Origin of the sequence: Elioraea sp. Yellowstone (assembly GCF_006704265.1) — a bacterium.
Classification (GTDB): Bacteria; Pseudomonadota; Alphaproteobacteria; order Acetobacterales; family Acetobacteraceae; genus Elioraea.
In genome coordinates, this window is record NZ_VIKA01000003.1 from 75,407 (window position 1) to 91,737 (window position 16,331).

Annotated in this window: 20 protein-coding genes; 18 read left to right on the forward strand and 2 right to left on the reverse strand. The window is 72.1% G+C overall.

What is annotated here, in order from left to right; all coding sequences use genetic code 11:
* Window positions 1-38: 38 nt before the first annotated feature.
* Window positions 39-359: a helix-turn-helix transcriptional regulator gene (locus FK498_RS01350; RefSeq protein WP_141851011.1), complete on the reverse strand. Its 321-nt coding sequence runs from the start codon at window positions 357-359 to the stop codon at window positions 39-41.
* A gap of 159 nt (window positions 360-518) precedes the next feature.
* Between FK498_RS01350 and rpiB the strand changes: the two genes are divergently transcribed.
* From rpiB to FK498_RS01405, 11 genes are all read left to right on the forward strand, one after another.
* Window positions 519-986 (forward strand): ribose 5-phosphate isomerase B, encoded by a 468-nt coding sequence (gene rpiB / locus FK498_RS01355; protein WP_141851012.1) that lies wholly within the window; start codon window positions 519-521, stop codon window positions 984-986.
* A complete protein-coding gene (gene glyA, locus FK498_RS01360) occupies window positions 983-2,284 on the forward strand; it encodes a serine hydroxymethyltransferase (protein WP_141851013.1) in 1,302 nt (433 codons plus the stop codon). The genes rpiB and glyA overlap by 4 nt, the downstream gene beginning before the upstream one ends.
* A 10-nt stretch (window positions 2,285-2,294) precedes the next feature.
* Window positions 2,295-2,756, forward strand: a complete 462-nt coding sequence (nrdR, locus tag FK498_RS01365) for a transcriptional regulator NrdR (protein WP_141851014.1) — start codon at window positions 2,295-2,297, stop codon at window positions 2,754-2,756.
* Window positions 2,757-2,897: 141 nt separating this feature from the next.
* Window positions 2,898-3,983: a bifunctional diaminohydroxyphosphoribosylaminopyrimidine deaminase/5-amino-6-(5-phosphoribosylamino)uracil reductase RibD gene (ribD, locus tag FK498_RS01370; RefSeq protein WP_237560796.1), complete on the forward strand. Its 1,086-nt coding sequence runs from the start codon at window positions 2,898-2,900 to the stop codon at window positions 3,981-3,983.
* Between the two features lie 4 nt (window positions 3,984-3,987).
* On the forward strand, window positions 3,988-4,593 hold the full coding sequence (locus FK498_RS01375) for a riboflavin synthase (RefSeq protein ID WP_141851016.1): 606 nt from the start codon (window positions 3,988-3,990) through the stop codon (window positions 4,591-4,593).
* A gap of 2 nt (window positions 4,594-4,595) precedes the next feature.
* On the forward strand, window positions 4,596-5,714 hold the full coding sequence (ribB, locus tag FK498_RS01380) for a 3,4-dihydroxy-2-butanone-4-phosphate synthase (protein WP_141851033.1): 1,119 nt from the start codon (window positions 4,596-4,598) through the stop codon (window positions 5,712-5,714).
* Window positions 5,711-6,160, forward strand: a complete 450-nt coding sequence (ribH, locus tag FK498_RS01385) for a 6,7-dimethyl-8-ribityllumazine synthase (protein ID WP_141851017.1) — start codon at window positions 5,711-5,713, stop codon at window positions 6,158-6,160. Before ribB ends, ribH begins: the two co-directional genes overlap by 4 nt.
* Window positions 6,160-6,681, forward strand: coding sequence for a transcription antitermination factor NusB (gene nusB / locus FK498_RS01390; RefSeq protein WP_141851018.1), 522 nt, complete (start codon window positions 6,160-6,162; stop codon window positions 6,679-6,681). Before ribH ends, nusB begins: the two co-directional genes overlap by 1 nt.
* Window positions 6,681-7,667, forward strand: a complete 987-nt coding sequence (gene thiL, locus FK498_RS01395; RefSeq protein WP_141851019.1) for a thiamine-phosphate kinase — start codon at window positions 6,681-6,683, stop codon at window positions 7,665-7,667. The genes nusB and thiL overlap by 1 nt, the downstream gene beginning before the upstream one ends.
* Window positions 7,664-8,860, forward strand: a complete 1,197-nt coding sequence (locus tag FK498_RS01400) for an MFS transporter (RefSeq protein WP_141851020.1) — start codon at window positions 7,664-7,666, stop codon at window positions 8,858-8,860. The genes thiL and FK498_RS01400 overlap by 4 nt, the downstream gene beginning before the upstream one ends.
* Before the next feature lie 156 nt (window positions 8,861-9,016).
* Window positions 9,017-11,107, forward strand: a complete 2,091-nt coding sequence (locus tag FK498_RS01405) for a sodium-translocating pyrophosphatase (protein ID WP_141851034.1) — start codon at window positions 9,017-9,019, stop codon at window positions 11,105-11,107.
* Between the two features lie 309 nt (window positions 11,108-11,416).
* Here the strand turns inward: FK498_RS01405 and FK498_RS01410 are convergent, their stop codons facing one another.
* The gene (locus tag FK498_RS01410) at window positions 11,417-11,890 is read right to left on the reverse strand and encodes an outer membrane protein assembly factor BamE (protein ID WP_161988265.1); all 474 of its coding nucleotides are present in this window, start codon (window positions 11,888-11,890) and stop codon (window positions 11,417-11,419) included.
* A 118-nt stretch (window positions 11,891-12,008) separates the two neighbouring features.
* On the opposite strand from FK498_RS01410, the gene FK498_RS01415 reads away from it, so the two are divergent.
* The 7 genes from FK498_RS01415 to FK498_RS01445 all read left to right on the forward strand — a co-directional run.
* On the forward strand, window positions 12,009-12,557 hold the full coding sequence (locus FK498_RS01415; protein WP_141851022.1) for a ubiquinol-cytochrome C chaperone family protein: 549 nt from the start codon (window positions 12,009-12,011) through the stop codon (window positions 12,555-12,557).
* Window positions 12,554-13,069, forward strand: coding sequence for a DUF177 domain-containing protein (locus FK498_RS01420; RefSeq protein ID WP_141851023.1), 516 nt, complete (start codon window positions 12,554-12,556; stop codon window positions 13,067-13,069). Before FK498_RS01415 ends, FK498_RS01420 begins: the two co-directional genes overlap by 4 nt.
* Before the next feature lie 131 nt (window positions 13,070-13,200).
* Window positions 13,201-13,404 carry a 50S ribosomal protein L32 gene (gene rpmF, locus FK498_RS01425; protein WP_141851024.1) on the forward strand — a complete coding sequence of 68 codons (204 nt, stop codon included), beginning with the start codon at window positions 13,201-13,203 and terminating at the stop codon, window positions 13,402-13,404.
* Between the two features lie 87 nt (window positions 13,405-13,491).
* A complete protein-coding gene (gene plsX / locus FK498_RS01430) occupies window positions 13,492-14,514 on the forward strand; it encodes a phosphate acyltransferase PlsX (protein WP_237560797.1) in 1,023 nt (340 codons plus the stop codon).
* A gap of 1 nt (window position 14,515) precedes the next feature.
* A complete protein-coding gene (locus FK498_RS01435) occupies window positions 14,516-15,526 on the forward strand; it encodes a beta-ketoacyl-ACP synthase III (RefSeq protein WP_141851026.1) in 1,011 nt (336 codons plus the stop codon).
* A gap of 114 nt (window positions 15,527-15,640) precedes the next feature.
* A complete protein-coding gene (locus FK498_RS01440) occupies window positions 15,641-15,958 on the forward strand; it encodes an integration host factor subunit alpha (RefSeq protein ID WP_141851027.1) in 318 nt (105 codons plus the stop codon).
* Window positions 15,958-16,331 (forward strand): MerR family transcriptional regulator (locus FK498_RS01445; RefSeq protein WP_141851028.1); only part of this gene is annotated, 374 nt, incomplete at its 3' end. The genes FK498_RS01440 and FK498_RS01445, both read left to right, overlap by 1 nt.

Consider the following 16,331-nt stretch of genomic DNA (forward strand, 5'->3'; position numbering starts at 1 on the left):
CAGGACCAGAAAAATCGTTGCTTTCCGGCATGGTACGGTCATGCCGCATCGCGCGCGCCACCCTGCCGGGCCGGCATACCGGTGCAGCATTCCTGGCGCAGGAAGTCGGTGACTTCGGTGAGGACTTCGAAGCAGGGACGGCAAAGCACGGTCCGGCCGTCCTTCGTCTGGCGGACTAGGCCCGCGGAGACGAGGCCACGCAGATGGAAGGCCAGCGTCGAGGCGGGCATCGCGAGATGCGCCTGGATCTCGCCCACGCTCAGGCCGTCGGGGCCAGCCTTGATCAGCAGGCGCATGATCTCGAGGCGCGAGCGATTGCCGAGCTGGGCAAGGCGGGCCGCGGCTTCGTCGAGCGTCATGCCCGCATGCTGCCATGCTGCCAGAGTCCATGCAACCACAATTCTGGTTTCATGGCGATGATCCGACGCGCGGCTATGTCTTGTGGGCTGGTTTTCCCGCCTCCGCAGCCCGTGGTATGACGCCCACAGCCCGCCGGATGCGGGCGCGAGGACCCCCCGATGACCGACACGGAGACGAAACCAGCGGTCGCGATCGGCGCCGATCACGCCGGATTCCCGCTGAAGGCGGCGCTCGCCGAGGCGCTCGCGGCGATCGGCCACGCCGTGCTCGACTTCGGCACCGACGGCACGGCCTCCGTCGACTACCCCGATTTCGCCCATGCGGTCTGCCGTGCCGTCATCAGCGGGCAGGCGCGCTTCGGCGTGCTGGTCTGCGGCACCGGCATCGGCATGTCGATCGCGGCGAACCGCCACCCGCACATCCGCTGCGCGCTGGTGCACGATGCGACCGGCGCGCGGCTCGCCCGCGCGCACAACGACGCCAACGTGCTGGCGCTGGGCGCACGGATGACCGGGCCGGAGCCGGCGCTGGACGCGCTGCGCGTCTTCCTCGCCACCTCCTACGAAGGCGGCCGGCACGCGCGCCGCCTCGCCAAGCTCACGCCCGCCCTGGAGCCTGCCCGATGAACGTGACGATGCCCGCCGACAGCCTGAGCCGCTTCTTCACCGCCCCGCTCGCCGCGGTCGATCCTGCCGTGGCCGAGGCGATCGCGGGCGAGCTCGCCCGTCAGCAGGACGGGATCGAGCTGATCGCCTCGGAGAACATGGTCTCGGCCGCGGTGCTGGAAGCCCAGGGGTCGGTCATGACGAACAAGTACGCCGAGGGCTATCCGGGTCGACGCTACTACGGCGGATGCGCGGAAGTGGACAAGGTCGAGCGGCTGGCGATCGAGCGCGCCTGCACGCTGTTCGGCTGCGCCTTCGCCAATGTCCAGCCGCATTCGGGCGCGCAGGCGAACCAGGCGGTCATGCTGGCGCTGCTGCAGCCGGGAGACACGATCCTCGGCATGGACCTCGCCGCCGGCGGACACCTCACCCACGGCGCCCCGGTGAATCTCTCCGGCAAGTGGTTCAGGGCGGTCACCTACGGCGTGCGCCGCGAGGACAGCCTGATCGACATGGAGCAGGTCGCGCGCCTCGCCGCCGAACACAAGCCGAGGATGATCGTGGCCGGCGGCAGTGCCATCCCGCGCGCCATCGATTTTGCGGCGTTCCGCAGGATCGCCGACAGTGTCGGGGCGTACCTGCTGGCGGATGTCGCGCACTTCGCCGGGCTGATCGCCGCGGGGATCTACCCGAGCCCCTTCCCGCACGCCCACGTGGTCACCACCACCACGCACAAGACGCTGCGCGGCCCGCGCGGCGGCATGATCCTCGCGGACGACGAGACGCTCGGGAAGAAGATCAACTCCGCCGTGTTCCCCGGGCTCCAGGGCGGGCCGCTGATGCACGTGATCGCCGCCAAGGCGGTCGCCTTCGGCGAGGCGTTGACGCCCTCCTTCCGCGCCTACCAGAAGCAGGTGCTGGAGAATGCCCGTGCGCTCGCCGACGAGCTCCTCGCCCAGGGCTTCGGCGTCATCACCGGCGGCACCGACTGCCACCTGATCCTGGTCGATCTCAGGCCGAAGAACCTCACCGGCAAGGCGGCCGAGGCCTCGCTCGAGCGCGCACACATCACCTGCAACAAGAACGCTGTGCCGTTCGATCCCGAGAAGCCGATGGTCACCTCGGGCATCCGGCTCGGCTCGCCGGCAGCCACCACGCGCGGCTTCGGCGTGGCCGAGTTCCGCGAGGTCGGCCGGATGATCGGCGAGGTGCTGGACGGGCTCGCGAAGTCGAACGACGGCCGCAACGATGCCGTCGAGCAGGCGGTTGCCGCGCGGGTCAAGGCGCTCTGCGCGCGTTTCCCCGTCTATCGCGCCTGAGGCGGCCCGGATGCGCTGTCCGTTCTGCGGTCATGACGACACCCAGGTGAAGGATTCCCGCCCCACCGAGGACGGGGCGGCGATCCGCCGCCGGCGCTTCTGTCCGGCCTGCGGGCAGCGCTTCACCACGGTCGAGCGCACCCAGCTCCGGGAACTGACGGTGGTCAAGTCGGACGGGCGGCGCGTCGTCTTCGACCGCGACAAGCTCGCCCGGTCGATCCGCATCGCGCTGCGCAAGCGGCCGGTGGACGACGACAAGATCGAGCGCATCGTCAACGGCATCCAGCGCCAGCTCGAGACCTCGGGCGAGAGCGAGATCCCGTCGAAGATGATCGGCGAGATGGTGATGGACGTGCTGAAGGATCTCGATCCCGTGGCGTATGTGCGCTTCGCCTCGGTCTATCGGGACTTCCGCGAGGCCAAGGATTTCGAGCGGTTCGTCGGCACGCTCGGCGACGGGCGCGGCGATTGAGGGCGCTATGACCGGCCCTCGCCCTGTCACTCTCCCGCTGGTGTGGGAGAGGGGGCCCGGCAGCGACGCTGCGTCCCCTCTCCCGTGCGCGGGAGAGGGTGAGGGCAGCGCCGCGTGACCTGCGCCGAGGACATCGCGCACATGCGCGCCGCCCTGGCTCTCGCCAGGCGCGGCCTCGGCAATGTCGCGCCCAACCCGGCGGTCGGCTGCGTGATCGTGCGCGACGGTGCGGTGGTCGGCCGGGGCTGGACCCAGCCCGGCGGCCGCCCGCACGCCGAGACCGAGGCGCTGCGGCGCGCCGGGGCGGCCGCACGCGGCGCCACCGCCTATGTCACCCTCGAGCCCTGCTGCCACTGGGGACGCACGCCCCCCTGCACCGACGCACTGGTCGCCGCCGGCATCGCCCGCGCGGTGATCGCGCTGCGCGACCCCGACCCGCGCGTCAACGGCGAGGGGCTGGACCGGCTGCGCGCTGCCGGCATCGCCGTGGAGGAGGGCGTGCTGGAGGCCGAGGCGGCACGGCTCAATGCCGGCTTCCTCTCGCGCGTGCGCGCGGGTCGGCCGCTCGTGACGCTGAAGCTCGCCACCACCCTGGACGGGCGGATCGCCGCCGCCTCGGGCGAGAGCCGCTGGATCACCGGCCCCGAGGCGCGCCGGCTGGCGCACCGGCTGCGCGCGCGCCACGACGCGGTGATGGTCGGCTCCGGCACCGCACTCGCCGACGACCCGGCGCTGACTGTGCGCATCCCCGGTCTCGTCCCGCCCGGCCACCCGGGCCCGGTGCGCATCGTCGCCGACGGCCGCCTCAGGCTCCCGCTCACCTCCGTGCTCGCCGCCACCGCGCGCGTCACCCCGACCTGGATCCTCACGACCCAGGGTGCGGATCGCCACCGCATCGCGGCCTTCACCGACTGCGGCGTCACCGTGATCGCGGTCGCCGCCGACGCGAACGGCCAGCCCGAGCCGAGCGCGGCCTTGCGGGCGCTCGCGCAACGGGGCATCACCCGCGTGCTGGTGGAGGGCGGGTCGCGGCTTGCGGCCGCGATGCTGCGCGCCGGCGTGGTGGATCGGCTCGCCTGGTTCCACGCCCCGGGCGTGCTCGGCGCGGATGCGATTCCCGGCGTCGAGGCGCTGGGGCTCCCGGGCCTTGCGGCGATGCCGAGGTTTCGCGCGGTGCGCAGCCTGGCCGCAGGACCGGACCGCCTGACTCTGATGGATCGGGAGTAGCGCGATGTTCACGGGGATCGTCACCGATCTCGGCACGGTGCGGAGCGTCGAGCCCGCCGGCGAGGGGCGGGACCTGCGCATCGTCGTCGCCACCGCCTGGGACACGGGCGGGATCGCGCTCGGCGCCTCGGTCGCCTGCAACGGCTGCTGCCTGACCGTGGTCGAGACGGGCGAGGGGACGCTCGCCTTCAATGCCTCGGCCGAGACGCTCGCCAAGACCACGATCGGCCGCTGGCGTCCGGGCACCCCGGTGAATCTCGAGCGCGCCCTGCGCCTGGGCGAGGAGCTCGGCGGGCATCTGGTGCAGGGCCATGTCGACGGCGTGGGCGCGATCGCCGCGGTGGCCCCCGAGGGCGGGAGCCTGCGCGTGCGCATCCGCCCGCCGCCACACCTGATGCCCTTCATCGCGCCGAAGGGCAGCGTTGCGGTGGACGGGGTCAGCCTGACCGTGAACGACGTTGACGCCGATGCCTTCGGGGTCAACATCATCCCCCACACGGCCCGAGCGACCGCCCTCGGCCGCGTGAAGCCGGGGGATCCCGTGAACATCGAGGTCGATCTGGTCGCGCGCTACCTGGCGCGGCTGCTGGATGCGAGGAACGGACCGTGACGGTGGAGACCGCGCGCATCCACTGGGCCGACGCGCTCTCGCCGACCGAGGAGATTCTCGCGGAGGCACGCGCGGGACGGATGTTCATCCTGGTGGACGACGAGGATCGCGAGAACGAGGGCGATCTCGTCATCCCCGCCCAGTTCGCCGACGCGGCCGCGATCAACTTCATGGCGAAGCACGGCCGCGGGCTGATCTGCCTCGCGCTCACCAGGGAGCGGGTGCAGGAACTCGGCCTGCCGCTGATGGCGCAGTCCAACGCCTCGCGCCACCATACCGCCTTCACGGTCTCGATCGAGGCGCGCGAGGGGATCACCACGGGGATCTCCGCCGCCGACCGTGCGCGCACGATCGCGGTCGCGATCGACCCGACCAAGGGGCCGCACGACATCACCACCCCGGGGCACGTCTTCCCGCTGCTGGCGCGCGAGGGCGGGGTGCTGGTGCGCGCCGGCCACACCGAGGCCGCGGTCGATCTTGCGCGGATGGCCGGGCTCATTCCCGCCGGCGTGATCTGCGAGATCATGAACGACGACGGCACCATGGCGCGGCTGCCGGACCTGGTCGCGTTCGCCCAGCATCACGGGCTGAAGGTCGGCACGATCGCCGACCTGATATCATATCGTCGACGCAATGAGAAGCTGGTCGAGCGGCGCGCCGAGACCGCGATCGATAGCGTCTATGGCGGAACGTTCCGCGCGATCGTCTATGTCAACACGGTCGAGTACGCCGAACACATCGCGCTGGTGAAGGGCGACATCGCGGCCCCGGGCCCCGTTCTGGTGCGCATGCACGCGCTCAACGTGCTGACGGACGTTCTGGGCGATCGCGGCGGCTCGGATCTCGCGCCGGCGATGCGGATGATCGCGCGCGAGGGGCGCGGCGTGGTGGTGCTGATCCGCGAGCCGCGCGCGACCGCGCTCTCCGAACGCGTGCTGCGCGCGGCCGATGGCGCCAGGGCCGAGCTGCGCGACTACGGCGTGGGCGCGCAGATCCTGCTCGATCTCGGCGTGCGCGAGATGGTGCTGCTGACCAACCATCCGCGCACCGTGGTCGGGCTCGAGGGCTACGGGCTCTCGATCGTCGAGCACCGGCCGATCGCGCGCGAGGGGAAGCCGTGACCGCACCGCATGTCCTGATCGTCGAGGCGCCCTACTACGCGGAGATCGCCGCCGGCTTGCTGCGCGGCGCGCGGCGCGTGCTCGACGAGGCAGGGGCCACGCACGAGGTCGTGCGGGTCGCCGGCGCGTTCGAGCTTCCCGGCGCGGTGCGTCTCGCGCTCAAGGCGATGGCGCGCGCCGGCGGGCCGCGCTGGGACGGCTTCGTCGCGCTCGGCTGCGTGGTGCGCGGCGAGACCGACCACTACGATCACATCTGCCGGGAGGCCGCGCGCGGGATCATGGACCTGACCGTGCAGTTCGGCGCACCCGTCGCCTTCGGCGTGCTGACCGTGGACGACGAGGCGCAAGCAGAGGCGCGCGCGCGCGACGACGAGATGAACAAGGGCGCGGAGGCGGCGCGCGCGGTGCTCGTGCAGATCGCGCTCGCGCGGGGCTGGGGCGTCTGATGGCGCGACCGAGACGCTCCACCCCGCCCGGGCGGCCCCGCACCGCCGCCCGTCTCGCCGCGGTGCAGGCCCTCTACCAGGCCGAGCACGCCGGGATCAGCCCCGAGACCGCGCTCGACGAGTTCGTGCGCCACCGCGTGTCCGGCACCGAGGCCGCCCCGCTCGCCGAGGCGGCGGTTGAGGAGGGCCGCGCGCCCGGCGCGCACGTGCCCCTGCTTGCCGCGATCGTGCGCGGCTGGGCCGCGAACGCCGAGGCGCTGGATGCGGCGATCGCCGGCGCCCTCGCCAAGGACTGGCCGATGGAGCGGCTCGACCCGGTGCTGCGCGCGCTCCTGCGCGCCGCTGCCGCCGAGCTGTTCGACGCCTCGGGCGCGCCCGCGCGCGCGGTGATCAACGAGTATCTCGACATCGCCCACGGCTTCTTCGCGGGCGAGGAGCCGCGCTTCGCCAACGGCGTGCTCGACCGGCTCGCCCGCCTGATGCGCGCGGCCGAGTTCGCGCCCGACCGGGCCGGCGCCTGATGGCGCTGCCCGGCGAGTTCGCGCTGATCGCCCGGCATTTCCGCCCGCTCGCCGAGGACATACCGAGTGCGCTGGCGCTCGCCGACGATGCGGCCCTGCTCGATCCGCCGCCGGGGCGGACGCTTGTGCTCGCCGCGGATGCGATGGTCGCCGGAGTGCACTTCCTGCCTGAGGATCCGCCCGGGACGATCGGCCGCAAGCTTCTGCGCGTGAACCTGTCCGATCTCGCCGCGATGGGGGCAGACCCGCTCGGCTACCTGATGACCACCGCGCTGCCGCCGGACATGACGCCGGACTGGCTCGACGCCTTCGCGCACGGGCTGAAGGAGGATCAGCGCGGCTTCGGCTGCGGCCTGCTCGGCGGCGACACGGTCTCCACGCCGGGGCCGCTTGTGCTCTCGCTGACGGTCGTCGGCAGCGTCGCCCCGGGCCGCGCCCTCACGCGCGCAGGTGCGCGCGAGGGCGATGCGGTATGGGTGAGCGGTACGATCGGCGACGGGGCGCTCGGCCTGCTCGCGCTGACGGATCGATTGCCGGGGCTGGCGGAGGCGGATCGTGCGGCCCTCGCCGAGCGCTACCGCCTGCCGCGCCCGCGGCTGGCGCTCGGGCGGCGCCTGTTCGGCCTTGCCACGGCCTGTCTCGACGTCTCGGACGGGCTGGTGCAGGATCTCGGCCATCTCTGCCGCGCGGCGGGTCTGTCGGCGGAGCTCGATGCGGCCCTCATCCCGCTCTCGGCGGCGGCGCGGGCGGCGATCGCCCTCGATCCCGCACTGTTCGCGCGCTGCCTCACCGGCGGGGACGACTATGAGCTGGTCTTCACCGCGCCCGGGACCGCAGCCGAGACGCTGGAGCGGCTCGCCGCCGAGACGGGCATCCCGCTCGCGCGGATCGGCCGCATGATCCCGGCCATCGGGACCGAGGTGCGCGTGCTGCGCGACGGAACCGAACTTCCGCTCGAACGGACGGGCTGGAGCCACATTCCATGATTCGTCTGCCGCGCGAGCCGAAGCGCACCGTCTGGCTGCTGTTCCTTGCCCAGGCGCTGAACCAGTCGGCGATGACCGGCCAGGTGGCGATGGCCGCGCTGATTGGCCACTCGCTGGCCGCTGACAAGTCGCTCGCCACCCTGCCGATGGCGGTGCAGATGCTGGCGACGATGTCGGTGTCGATCCCCGGGGCGGTGATCTTCGGCCGGCTCGGCCGCCATGCCGGGTTCCTCGCCGGCGCGGCCGCCTTCCTGGTGGCGACGGGCGTGTTCCTGGCCGCGCTCTGGTTCGGCTCCTTCCCGCTCTATCTGTTGGGCTGCGTCTTCTCAGGCGCGGCTTTCGGGATCGCCATGTACTACCGTTTCGCTGCCGCGGAGGTGGCCCAGGCCGAGTACCGCCCCAAGGCGATCAGCCTGGTGATGGCAGGCGGGGTGATCGGCGCGGTCCTCGGCCCGGCCGTCGTCAAGCTCACCAAGGATGCCTTCGCCCCGGTGCTGTTCGCCGGCACCTATCTCGCCTTCGCCGCGATCCCGATCATGACCGCACTGCTCGTGAGCGCAATGCGCCTGCCGCCGGCGCCGCACGTCGCGGGCGCGGCACCTGTCCCGCTCGGCCCGATCCTGCGCCGCCCAGGCGTGATCGTCGCGATCCTCTGTGCCGTGGTCGGCTGGGATTCGATGAACCTGCTGATGGCGGTAACACCCCTCGAGATGATGCTGTGCGGGTTCACCGTCGGCGACAGCGCCACCATCATCCAGTGGCACGCGGTGGCGATGTTCGCGCCCTCCTTCGTCACCGGCCACCTGATCGCGCGCTTCGGCGTGCTCAGGGTGATCGGCGCCGGTGCGCTGCTGACGGGGATCTGCGCCGGTGTGGCGTTGTCCGGTTCGAGCTTCGCGCATTTCTGGGTTGCGCTGGTGCTGCTCGGGATCGGCTGGAACTTCATGTTCGTCGGCGCGACCGCGCTGCTTACCGCCTCCCATACCCCGACCGAGCGCACCAAGGCGCAGGCGGCGAACGACGTGATCGTGTTCGGCTCGGTGGCCATGACCTCGCTCGCCTCGGGCGCGATCCATCACCTGTTCGGCTGGGCGGTGCTGAACTACGCCGTGCTGCCGGCGCTCGCGCTCGCCCTCGTCGCGCTGGCCTGGCTCGCGCGCCGGCGCGCGGCCGGACTGCCCCAGCCGGCCTGAGGCCATCCCCTGCCGGGGGCCGGATTGCGCGGCCCCCGGAGGTCTGGCATACCGCGCCCGCCTCGCGGCGCCGTGACGCGCCCGCAGGACGGGGAGGCGCGCCCGCCACCGAGCCCGCGCCTTGAACGACCAGCACCGGATCGGATGCCGCCCATGATGACCTTCCAGTTCATCCTCGTGATCGCCTGCGGCCTGCTCGCCGTCGGCTTCGGCGCCTATGCGGGGCGGCTGGTGCTCGCGGCACCGCCGGGCAGCGCGCGGATGCAGGAGATCGCGGCGGCCGTGCAGCAGGGCGCGCAGGCCTACCTGAACCGCCAGTACACCACGATCGCGATGGTCGGCGTGGTGGTGGCGGTGCTGCTCGGCCTGCTGCTCTCGCTCTGGTCGGCGATCGGCTTCCTGATCGGCGCGGTGCTCTCGGGGGCGGCCGGCTATATCGGCATGAACGTCTCGGTGCGCGCCAATGTGCGCACGGCGGAGGCGGCGCGCCAGGGGCTGCAGCCGGCGCTCGACCTCTCCTTCCGCGCCGGCGCGATCACCGGTCTGCTGGTGGTCGGGCTCGGGCTGCTCGGCGTGGTGGTCTACTGGGCGATCCTCCGCGGCGCGGGCGTGGAGAGCCGCGCGGTCCTGGAGGCCCTGATCGCGCTCTCCTTCGGCGGCTCGCTCATCTCGATCTTCGCCCGTCTCGGCGGCGGCATCTTCACCAAGGGCGCGGATGTGGGGGCGGATCTGGTCGGCAAGGTCGAGGCCGGCATCCCCGAGGACGATCCGCGCAACCCGGCCGTGATCGCCGACAACGTGGGCGACAATGTGGGCGACTGCGCCGGCATGGCGGCCGACCTGTTCGAGACCTACGTCGTCGCGATGGTCGCGACCATGCTGCTCGGCGCGATCTTCTTCACCGGAGAGGCCGTCGGCACCCTGATGATGCTGCCGCTGATCATCGGCGGCGTGTGCATCGCCGCCTCGGTGGGCGGCACCTTCTTCGTCAAGCTCGACGGCTCGAACAACATCATGAAGGCGCTCTACCGGGGCTTCATCGCCACCGGGGCGATCGCGGCGTTCCTCATCCTCATCGTGATGTTCCTCTTCGTCGGACTGACGACCACCTACACGCCCAGCTCCGGCCCTGGCTTCACGGGCTTCGGCCTGTTCGTCTGCGCCCTCGTCGGGCTGGCGGTGACGGCCGCGATCGTCTGGGTGACGGAGTACTACACCGGCACCGACTTCCGGCCGGTGAAGACGATCGCCGAGGCCTCCACCACCGGCCACGGCACCAACATCATCCAGGGGCTCGCGATGAGCATGGAGGCGACCGCCGCCCCGGTGATCATCATCTGCCTCGGCATCCTGGTCAGCTACCTCACGGCCGGGGTCTACGGCATCTCGATCGCGGTCACGACCATGCTGGCGCTGGCCGGCATGGTGGTGGCCCTCGACGCCTACGGGCCGGTGACCGACAATGCCGGCGGCATCGCCGAGATGGCCGACCTGCCGTCGGAGGTGCGCGTCACCACCGACGCCCTCGATGCGGTCGGCAACACCACCAAGGCGGTGACCAAGGGCTACGCGATCGGCTCGGCCGGGCTCGCCGCGGTGGTGCTGTTCGCCGCCTATATCGAGGATCTGAAGCACTACTTCCCCGATGTCGCGGTGGCGTTCTCGCTCGCCGATCCGTTCGTCGTGGTCGGGCTCTTCGCGGGCGGCCTGCTGCCCTACCTGTTCGGCGCGATGGGCATGACCGCGGTCGGCCGCGCCGCCGGCGCGGTGGTGATCGAGGTCCGCCGGCAGTTCCGCGAGATCGCCGGCATCATGGAGGGCACTGCGAAGCCCGACTATTCGCGCGCGGTCGACATGCTGACCAAGGCGGCGATCCGCGAGATGGTCGTCCCCTCGATGCTGCCGGTGTTCGCCCCCGTGGTGCTCTGGGTGGTGATCTGGGCCATCGCCGGCCAGGCGGCGGCCTTCTCCGCCCTCGGCGCGATGCTGCTCGGCACGATCGTCACCGGCATCTTCGTCGCGATCTCGATGACCGCCGGCGGCGGCGCGTGGGACAACGCCAAGAAGCTGATCGAGACCGGGCTGCACGGCGGCAAGGGCTCGGAGGCGCACAAGGCCGCGGTCACCGGCGACACCGTGGGCGACCCCTACAAGGACACAGCTGGCCCGGCGGTGAACCCGATGATCAAGATCATCAACATCGTCGCGCTGCTCCTGCTCGCGATCCTGGCCCAGTTGCTCGACTGACACCCGGCCGACAAAGGACCAACCTTTGTCGGCCGACCATCCTCCTCTGGTCTCGCGCGCGGCCGCCCCGCCAGCCCCGCGCGCCGTACCGGCAGGCCAAGGTCAACCCCTTGGCCTTGCCGGTATGAGGACCCCGCGCATGACGGTTTGACCGCCGAGAGGAGGGGGGCGATCGCGCGCGGAGCGGGGCGTCGCGTTTGCGGCGCATGCGGGACGGGCATGGCCCGGACGCGGCATGCTCGGACGCGATGCCGGCAGGCGGAGAGAAGATCGGCGGCGGCCGGAAGGCGCGGCGGCGTGCTCGTCGCCTCAGAGCCCGCTGCCGGGGACCCGGCCGCCGCCTTGGCCCGGCGAGAACCGGCCGATATTGCCGAACAGCATCTGCAGCAGGTTGCGGTCGTTCCCGGGCGTCGGCGTCACGCGCGCGACCGGCGTGACGGGCTGCGCGTCCTCGAGACCGAGCGTCTCGACCTTCTGCACGACGCCGCGCTCGTCGAAGCGGATCGCGACCACGGTCTGCCGGTCCACCGCCGGCATGCTGCCGACGCGGGAGCGCGTGGTGCTGCTGACGTAGTACCAGGCGTCGTCGCCGAAGGGCGCCGTGGTCGAGGGCGTGCCCAGCAGGGCGGCGATGTCCGCCTTGGTCTGCACGCCGGGGACGATCTCGGCCAGTTGGTAGTCCTCGACGCGGTGGCCGCGGGCGTCCACCGTCGGCTCGAGCAGGCTGCAGCCGCCGAGCAGCGCGGCGAGCGCCAGGGCGCGTTGGAAGCGGATGACCCTCATGGTCCGACGGAACTCCCGATCGGGCCCGGCGATGCGCCGGCGCATTGACCGCGCGGCGCGCGGGCGCCATCTCCTCCGCTGGCACAACCCGCCCGAAGCTGTCAACCGACGCGCCGCGATGCCGCTCCTGACCCTGTTCCGACGCCGCAAGTTCGAACGCGAGGGATACGCACTCTACGGCGCGGCCGTCGCCGCCGCGCGCGACCCAGCCTGGTACGCCGAGCTCGGCGTGCCCGATACGCTGGACGGCCGGTTCGACATGATCGCGCTCTTCGCCTTCCTGGTGATCGAGCGGATGCGCGAGGAGCCGGGGAAGGAGCCGCCGCAGCTCGCCCAGGCGGTCTTCGATGCCATGTTCTCCGACATGGACCAGAACCTGCGCCAGATGGGGGTCGCCGATCTCGGCGTCGGCCGGCGCGTGAAGCGGATGTGGGAGGCGTTCCACGGCCGCTCCACCGCCTATGCCCGGGCGCTTGCGGCGGCGGACGACGTGGCGCTCGCCGCGGCGCTCGCGCGCAATGTCTGGCGCACGGAGGGGGAGGTGCCGACCGCGTCCCGCCTTGCCCGGGCGGTGCGGCGGGCGCGCGCCCATCTTGCCGCCCAGCCCTTCGCCGGGCTGCGCCGCGGCGTGGCGAGCTTCCCCCCGGCCGAGGCGATGCTGGCATGAGCCCCGCCCCCGAGTTCTCGCGGCGGATCGAGGCGGGCCGGCTGCGCGACGGCGGTGAACGGGTCACCATCGCCGCGACCGAGGGGGAACGCGCGGCGCTGGCGCAACGGCTCGGCATCGAGGCGATGGCGCTCCTGGAGGCGAGTGTGGGGCTGACGCCGGTCGGCGCTGGGGTGGTCGCCGCCGAGGGCGAGGTGCGGGCGCGCGTGACACAGGTCTGCGTCGTCTCCCTAGAGCCCTTCGAGCAGGCGCTCGAGATCCCGCTCAGGCTGGTGTTCCGGCCCGGCACGGAGGCGGATCTCGTCGCCGACCAGACCATCGATCCCGAGAGCGAGGACGAGGTGCCCTACGAGGGGGGGCGGTTCGACCTCGGCGAGGCCGTGGTGGAGACGCTGGCGCTGGCGCTTGATCCCTGGCCGCGCAGTCCGGGCGCGGTGCTGGAGCTCCCGCCCCCCACCGGTCCGGCCGGGACGGGACCTTTCGCCGTGCTCGCGCGCCGGCGCAGGGGCTGAGCGCGCTCTGCTCCCTGCGCGGCCCTGGCCGCCCTTCCGGCGCGGGACATGTAACTTTACGGGGGTGCGGGCGTCTGCTAGTCACGCCTGTCCATCCCGTTTCCATTTTGTGACAAGGCGAGGCCCGTGCCATGGCGGTCCCGAAGCGCAAGACGTCCCCATCCCGGCGCAACATGCGTCGGTCGCACGAGGCCCTGGGCCGCGAGGCGCATGCGGAGTGCCCGAACTGCGGCGAACTCAAGCGCCCGCACCATGTCTGCCCCTCCTGCGGGCACTATGACGGGCGCGAGGTCGTGCCCGCCGGCAACAGGCTGAAGACGGTCGTCCGTCCCTGACGGGGCGACGCGGCGTCCCCCGGCGCCCCTGCCAATGGCCTGGAGTCCGTCCCGGTGAGCGGGTCCGGCGTCCTCGCGGTCGACGCGATGGGCGGCGACCGTGCGCCCGAGATCGTGGTCGAGGGGCTGGAGATCGCCGCCGAACGCCACCCGCACGCGCGCTTCCTTCTCTTCGGCGACGAGGCGCGGGTCGGGCCGCTGCTGGGGCGGCAGAAGCGCGCGCGTGCGGTCACGGTGCTGCGCCACGCGCCCGAGACGGTGGCGAACGAGATGAAGCCGACCGCGGCCTTGCGCCTGCGCGGCTCATCCATGCGGCTCGCGATCGAGGCGGTCGCGGCCGGCGAGGCCGAGGGCGTGGTCTCGGCCGGCAACACCGGTGCCCTGATGGCGCTCGCCAAGATCGTGCTGAAGACGCTCGCCGGGATCGACCGGCCGGCCATGGCCGGGATCGGCCCCTCGGCGCGCGGCGACTTCGTCATGCTCGATCTCGGCGCGAACGTGCAGTGCGACAGCCGCAACCTTGTCGAGTTCGCGGTGATGGGCGAGGTGTTCGCGCGCACCGTGCTCGGGCTGAACGAGCCTTCGATCGGGCTGCTCAACGTGGGGTCGGAGGAGCTGAAGGGCGACGACCGGGTGCGCGAGGCGGCCGAGGTGCTGAAGGCGAGCCCGATCGCGCCGCTGTTCCACGGCTTCGTCGAAGGCCACGACATCGCCGCCGGCACGGTCGACGTGGTGGTGACCGACGGCTTCACCGGCAACGTCGCGCTCAAGACCGGCGAGGGCACGCTGAAGCTGGTGCGCGATCTCCTGCGCGAGGTGTTCTCTTCCTCGCTCGCGGCCAGGCTCGGCTACCTGCTCGCCCGGCCCGCACTTGAGCGGCTGCGCGAGTGGCTCGACCCGCGCCGCTACAACGGCGCGGTGCTGGTCGGGCTGAACGGCGTGGTGGTGAAGAGCCATGGCGGGACGGACGCGCTCGGCTTCGCCCACGCCATGGACCTCGCGATCGACATGGTGACGCACCGCTTCAACGCGCGCATCCGCGACGAGCTCCTGCGCATCCGCCCGGCGGAGGTGCCGAATGCCGTCCCCAGCTCCGCGATGGCAGGCTGAGATGAAGACCGAGACGGCGCGCCAGGCGCTGAGGACGAGCCCGCTCCGCTCCGTGATCGCCGGCTTCGGCGGGCACCTGCCGGAGCGCGTGGTCACGAACGCCGAACTCTCGCGCCGGATCGACACCTCGGATGCGTGGATCGTCGAACGCACGGGTATCCGCGAGCGGCGCATCGCCGCCGCGGGCGAGCTCGCCTCCGATCTCGGCGCCGCGGCCGCACGCGCCGCGCTCGCCGATGCCGGGATCGGGCCGGACGCCGTGGACGGGATCGTGCTCGCGACCTCCACGCCGGATCAGACCTATCCGGCGACCGCCGTGCGCGTGCAGGCCAAGCTTGGCATCCATCGCGGCTTCGCCTTCGACGTGGCCGCCGTCTGCACGGGCTTCATCTACGCGCTCGCGGTGGCGGATGCGATGATCCGCTCAGGCCAGGCGCGCTCCGTGCTGGTGATCGGCGCGGAGGTGAACTCGCGCATCCTCGACTGGTCCGATCGCGCGACCTGCGTGCTGTTCGGCGACGGTGCCGGCGCGGTGGTGCTGCGCGCCGCCGAGGGGAGCGCGGACGGGCAGGGGCCGGGCGTGCTCTCGACCCATCTGCACGCCGACGGCGCCCATGCCGACATCCTCTATGTCGATGGCGGCCCTGGCAGCACCGGCACGACGGGCCATGTGCGCATGCATGGGCGCGAGGTGTTCCGCCACGCGGTCGCCAAGCTCTCGGCGGTCGTTGACGAGGCGCTGGCGGCGAACGGGCTCGACCATGCGGCGGTCGACTGGCTGGTGCCGCACCAGGCGAATCTGCGCATCATCGAGGCGATGGCGAAGAAGCTTCACCTGCCGATGGAGCGCGTCGTCGTCACGGTGGACCGGCACGCCAATACCTCGGCAGCCTCGATCCCGCTGGCGCTGGCCGAGGCGCATGCGGATGGGCGGCTGAAGCCGGGTCAGCTCGTGCTGATGGAGGCGATCGGCGGCGGGCTGACCTGGGGAGCGGCGCTGGCGCGGCTGTGAGGGCGCCTGCGCGCCTTTGATCTAACCACCTGACTTTGCGCCATTCCTTGACGCAGGCGATGAGCCGCTGTTACGGTCGCATGGCCGTGATGACACAACACCCGAGGGGCGTGGATGGCCGGGCAGACGGTGACCCGCGCGCAGCTGGCCGAGGCGGTCTACGAGCAGGTCGGGCTGTCCCGCAATGAATCCGCGCAACTCCTTGAATCCGTGCTTGATCTGGTTGCGGGTGCCCTCGCCTCCGGCGAATCGGTGAAGATCAGCTCCTTCGGCACCTTCGCGGTGCGGCAGAAGGGACGGCGCATCGGGCGCAATCCCAAGACCGGAGTCGAGGTGCCGATCCTGCCGCGCAAGGTGCTGGTGTTCCGGCCGAGCCAGGTGCTGAAGGCGCGCATCAACGGCGAACCTGCCCCCGACGGTGACGAGGCGTGATGGCCGAGGAGGATGGTGGCCAGGACCGTCCGCGCGGCCGCAAGGCGCCCTCGGCCTTTCGCACGATCAGTGAGGTCGCCGACGAACTTCACATCCCCCAGCATGTCCTGCGCTTCTGGGAGACCAAGTTCCCGCAGCTCGCGCCGCTCAAGCGCGGCGGCGGGCGGCGCTACTACCGGCCCGAGGACATCGAGCTCCTGCGCCGGATCAGCGACCTCCTCTACATCCAGGGCTACACGATCAAGGGCGTGCAGCGCCTGCTGCGCGACGGTCCGCCGGAGGAGGAGCCGACCGCCGCCGGCGAGGTGCCGCCCGCGGGCCCGCCGGCCGCGGCCGGGCGGCCGCAGCTTCCCCTGCCGGGCCTGCCGGAGGC

Coding starts and splice junctions, on each gene's coding strand:
- FK498_RS01350 (WP_141851011.1), bottom strand. CDS start 359: ATGACGCTCGACGAAGCCGCGGCCCGCCTTGCCCAGCTCGGCAATCGC.
- rpiB (WP_141851012.1), top strand. CDS start 519: ATGACCGACACGGAGACGAAACCAGCGGTCGCGATCGGCGCCGATCAC.
- glyA (WP_141851013.1), top strand. CDS start 983: ATGAACGTGACGATGCCCGCCGACAGCCTGAGCCGCTTCTTCACCGCC.
- nrdR (WP_141851014.1), top strand. CDS start 2,295: ATGCGCTGTCCGTTCTGCGGTCATGACGACACCCAGGTGAAGGATTCC.
- ribD (WP_237560796.1), top strand. CDS start 2,898: ATGCGCGCCGCCCTGGCTCTCGCCAGGCGCGGCCTCGGCAATGTCGCG.
- FK498_RS01375 (WP_141851016.1), top strand. CDS start 3,988: ATGTTCACGGGGATCGTCACCGATCTCGGCACGGTGCGGAGCGTCGAG.
- nusB (WP_141851018.1), top strand. CDS start 6,160: ATGGCGCGACCGAGACGCTCCACCCCGCCCGGGCGGCCCCGCACCGCC.
- thiL (WP_141851019.1), top strand. CDS start 6,681: ATGGCGCTGCCCGGCGAGTTCGCGCTGATCGCCCGGCATTTCCGCCCG.
- FK498_RS01400 (WP_141851020.1), top strand. CDS start 7,664: ATGATTCGTCTGCCGCGCGAGCCGAAGCGCACCGTCTGGCTGCTGTTC.
- FK498_RS01405 (WP_141851034.1), top strand. CDS start 9,017: ATGACCTTCCAGTTCATCCTCGTGATCGCCTGCGGCCTGCTCGCCGTC.
- FK498_RS01410 (WP_161988265.1), bottom strand. CDS start 11,890: ATGAGGGTCATCCGCTTCCAACGCGCCCTGGCGCTCGCCGCGCTGCTC.
- FK498_RS01415 (WP_141851022.1), top strand. CDS start 12,009: ATGCCGCTCCTGACCCTGTTCCGACGCCGCAAGTTCGAACGCGAGGGA.
- FK498_RS01420 (WP_141851023.1), top strand. CDS start 12,554: ATGAGCCCCGCCCCCGAGTTCTCGCGGCGGATCGAGGCGGGCCGGCTG.
- rpmF (WP_141851024.1), top strand. CDS start 13,201: ATGGCGGTCCCGAAGCGCAAGACGTCCCCATCCCGGCGCAACATGCGT.
- plsX (WP_237560797.1), top strand. CDS start 13,492: ATGGGCGGCGACCGTGCGCCCGAGATCGTGGTCGAGGGGCTGGAGATC.
- FK498_RS01435 (WP_141851026.1), top strand. CDS start 14,516: ATGAAGACCGAGACGGCGCGCCAGGCGCTGAGGACGAGCCCGCTCCGC.
- FK498_RS01440 (WP_141851027.1), top strand. CDS start 15,641: ATGGCCGGGCAGACGGTGACCCGCGCGCAGCTGGCCGAGGCGGTCTAC.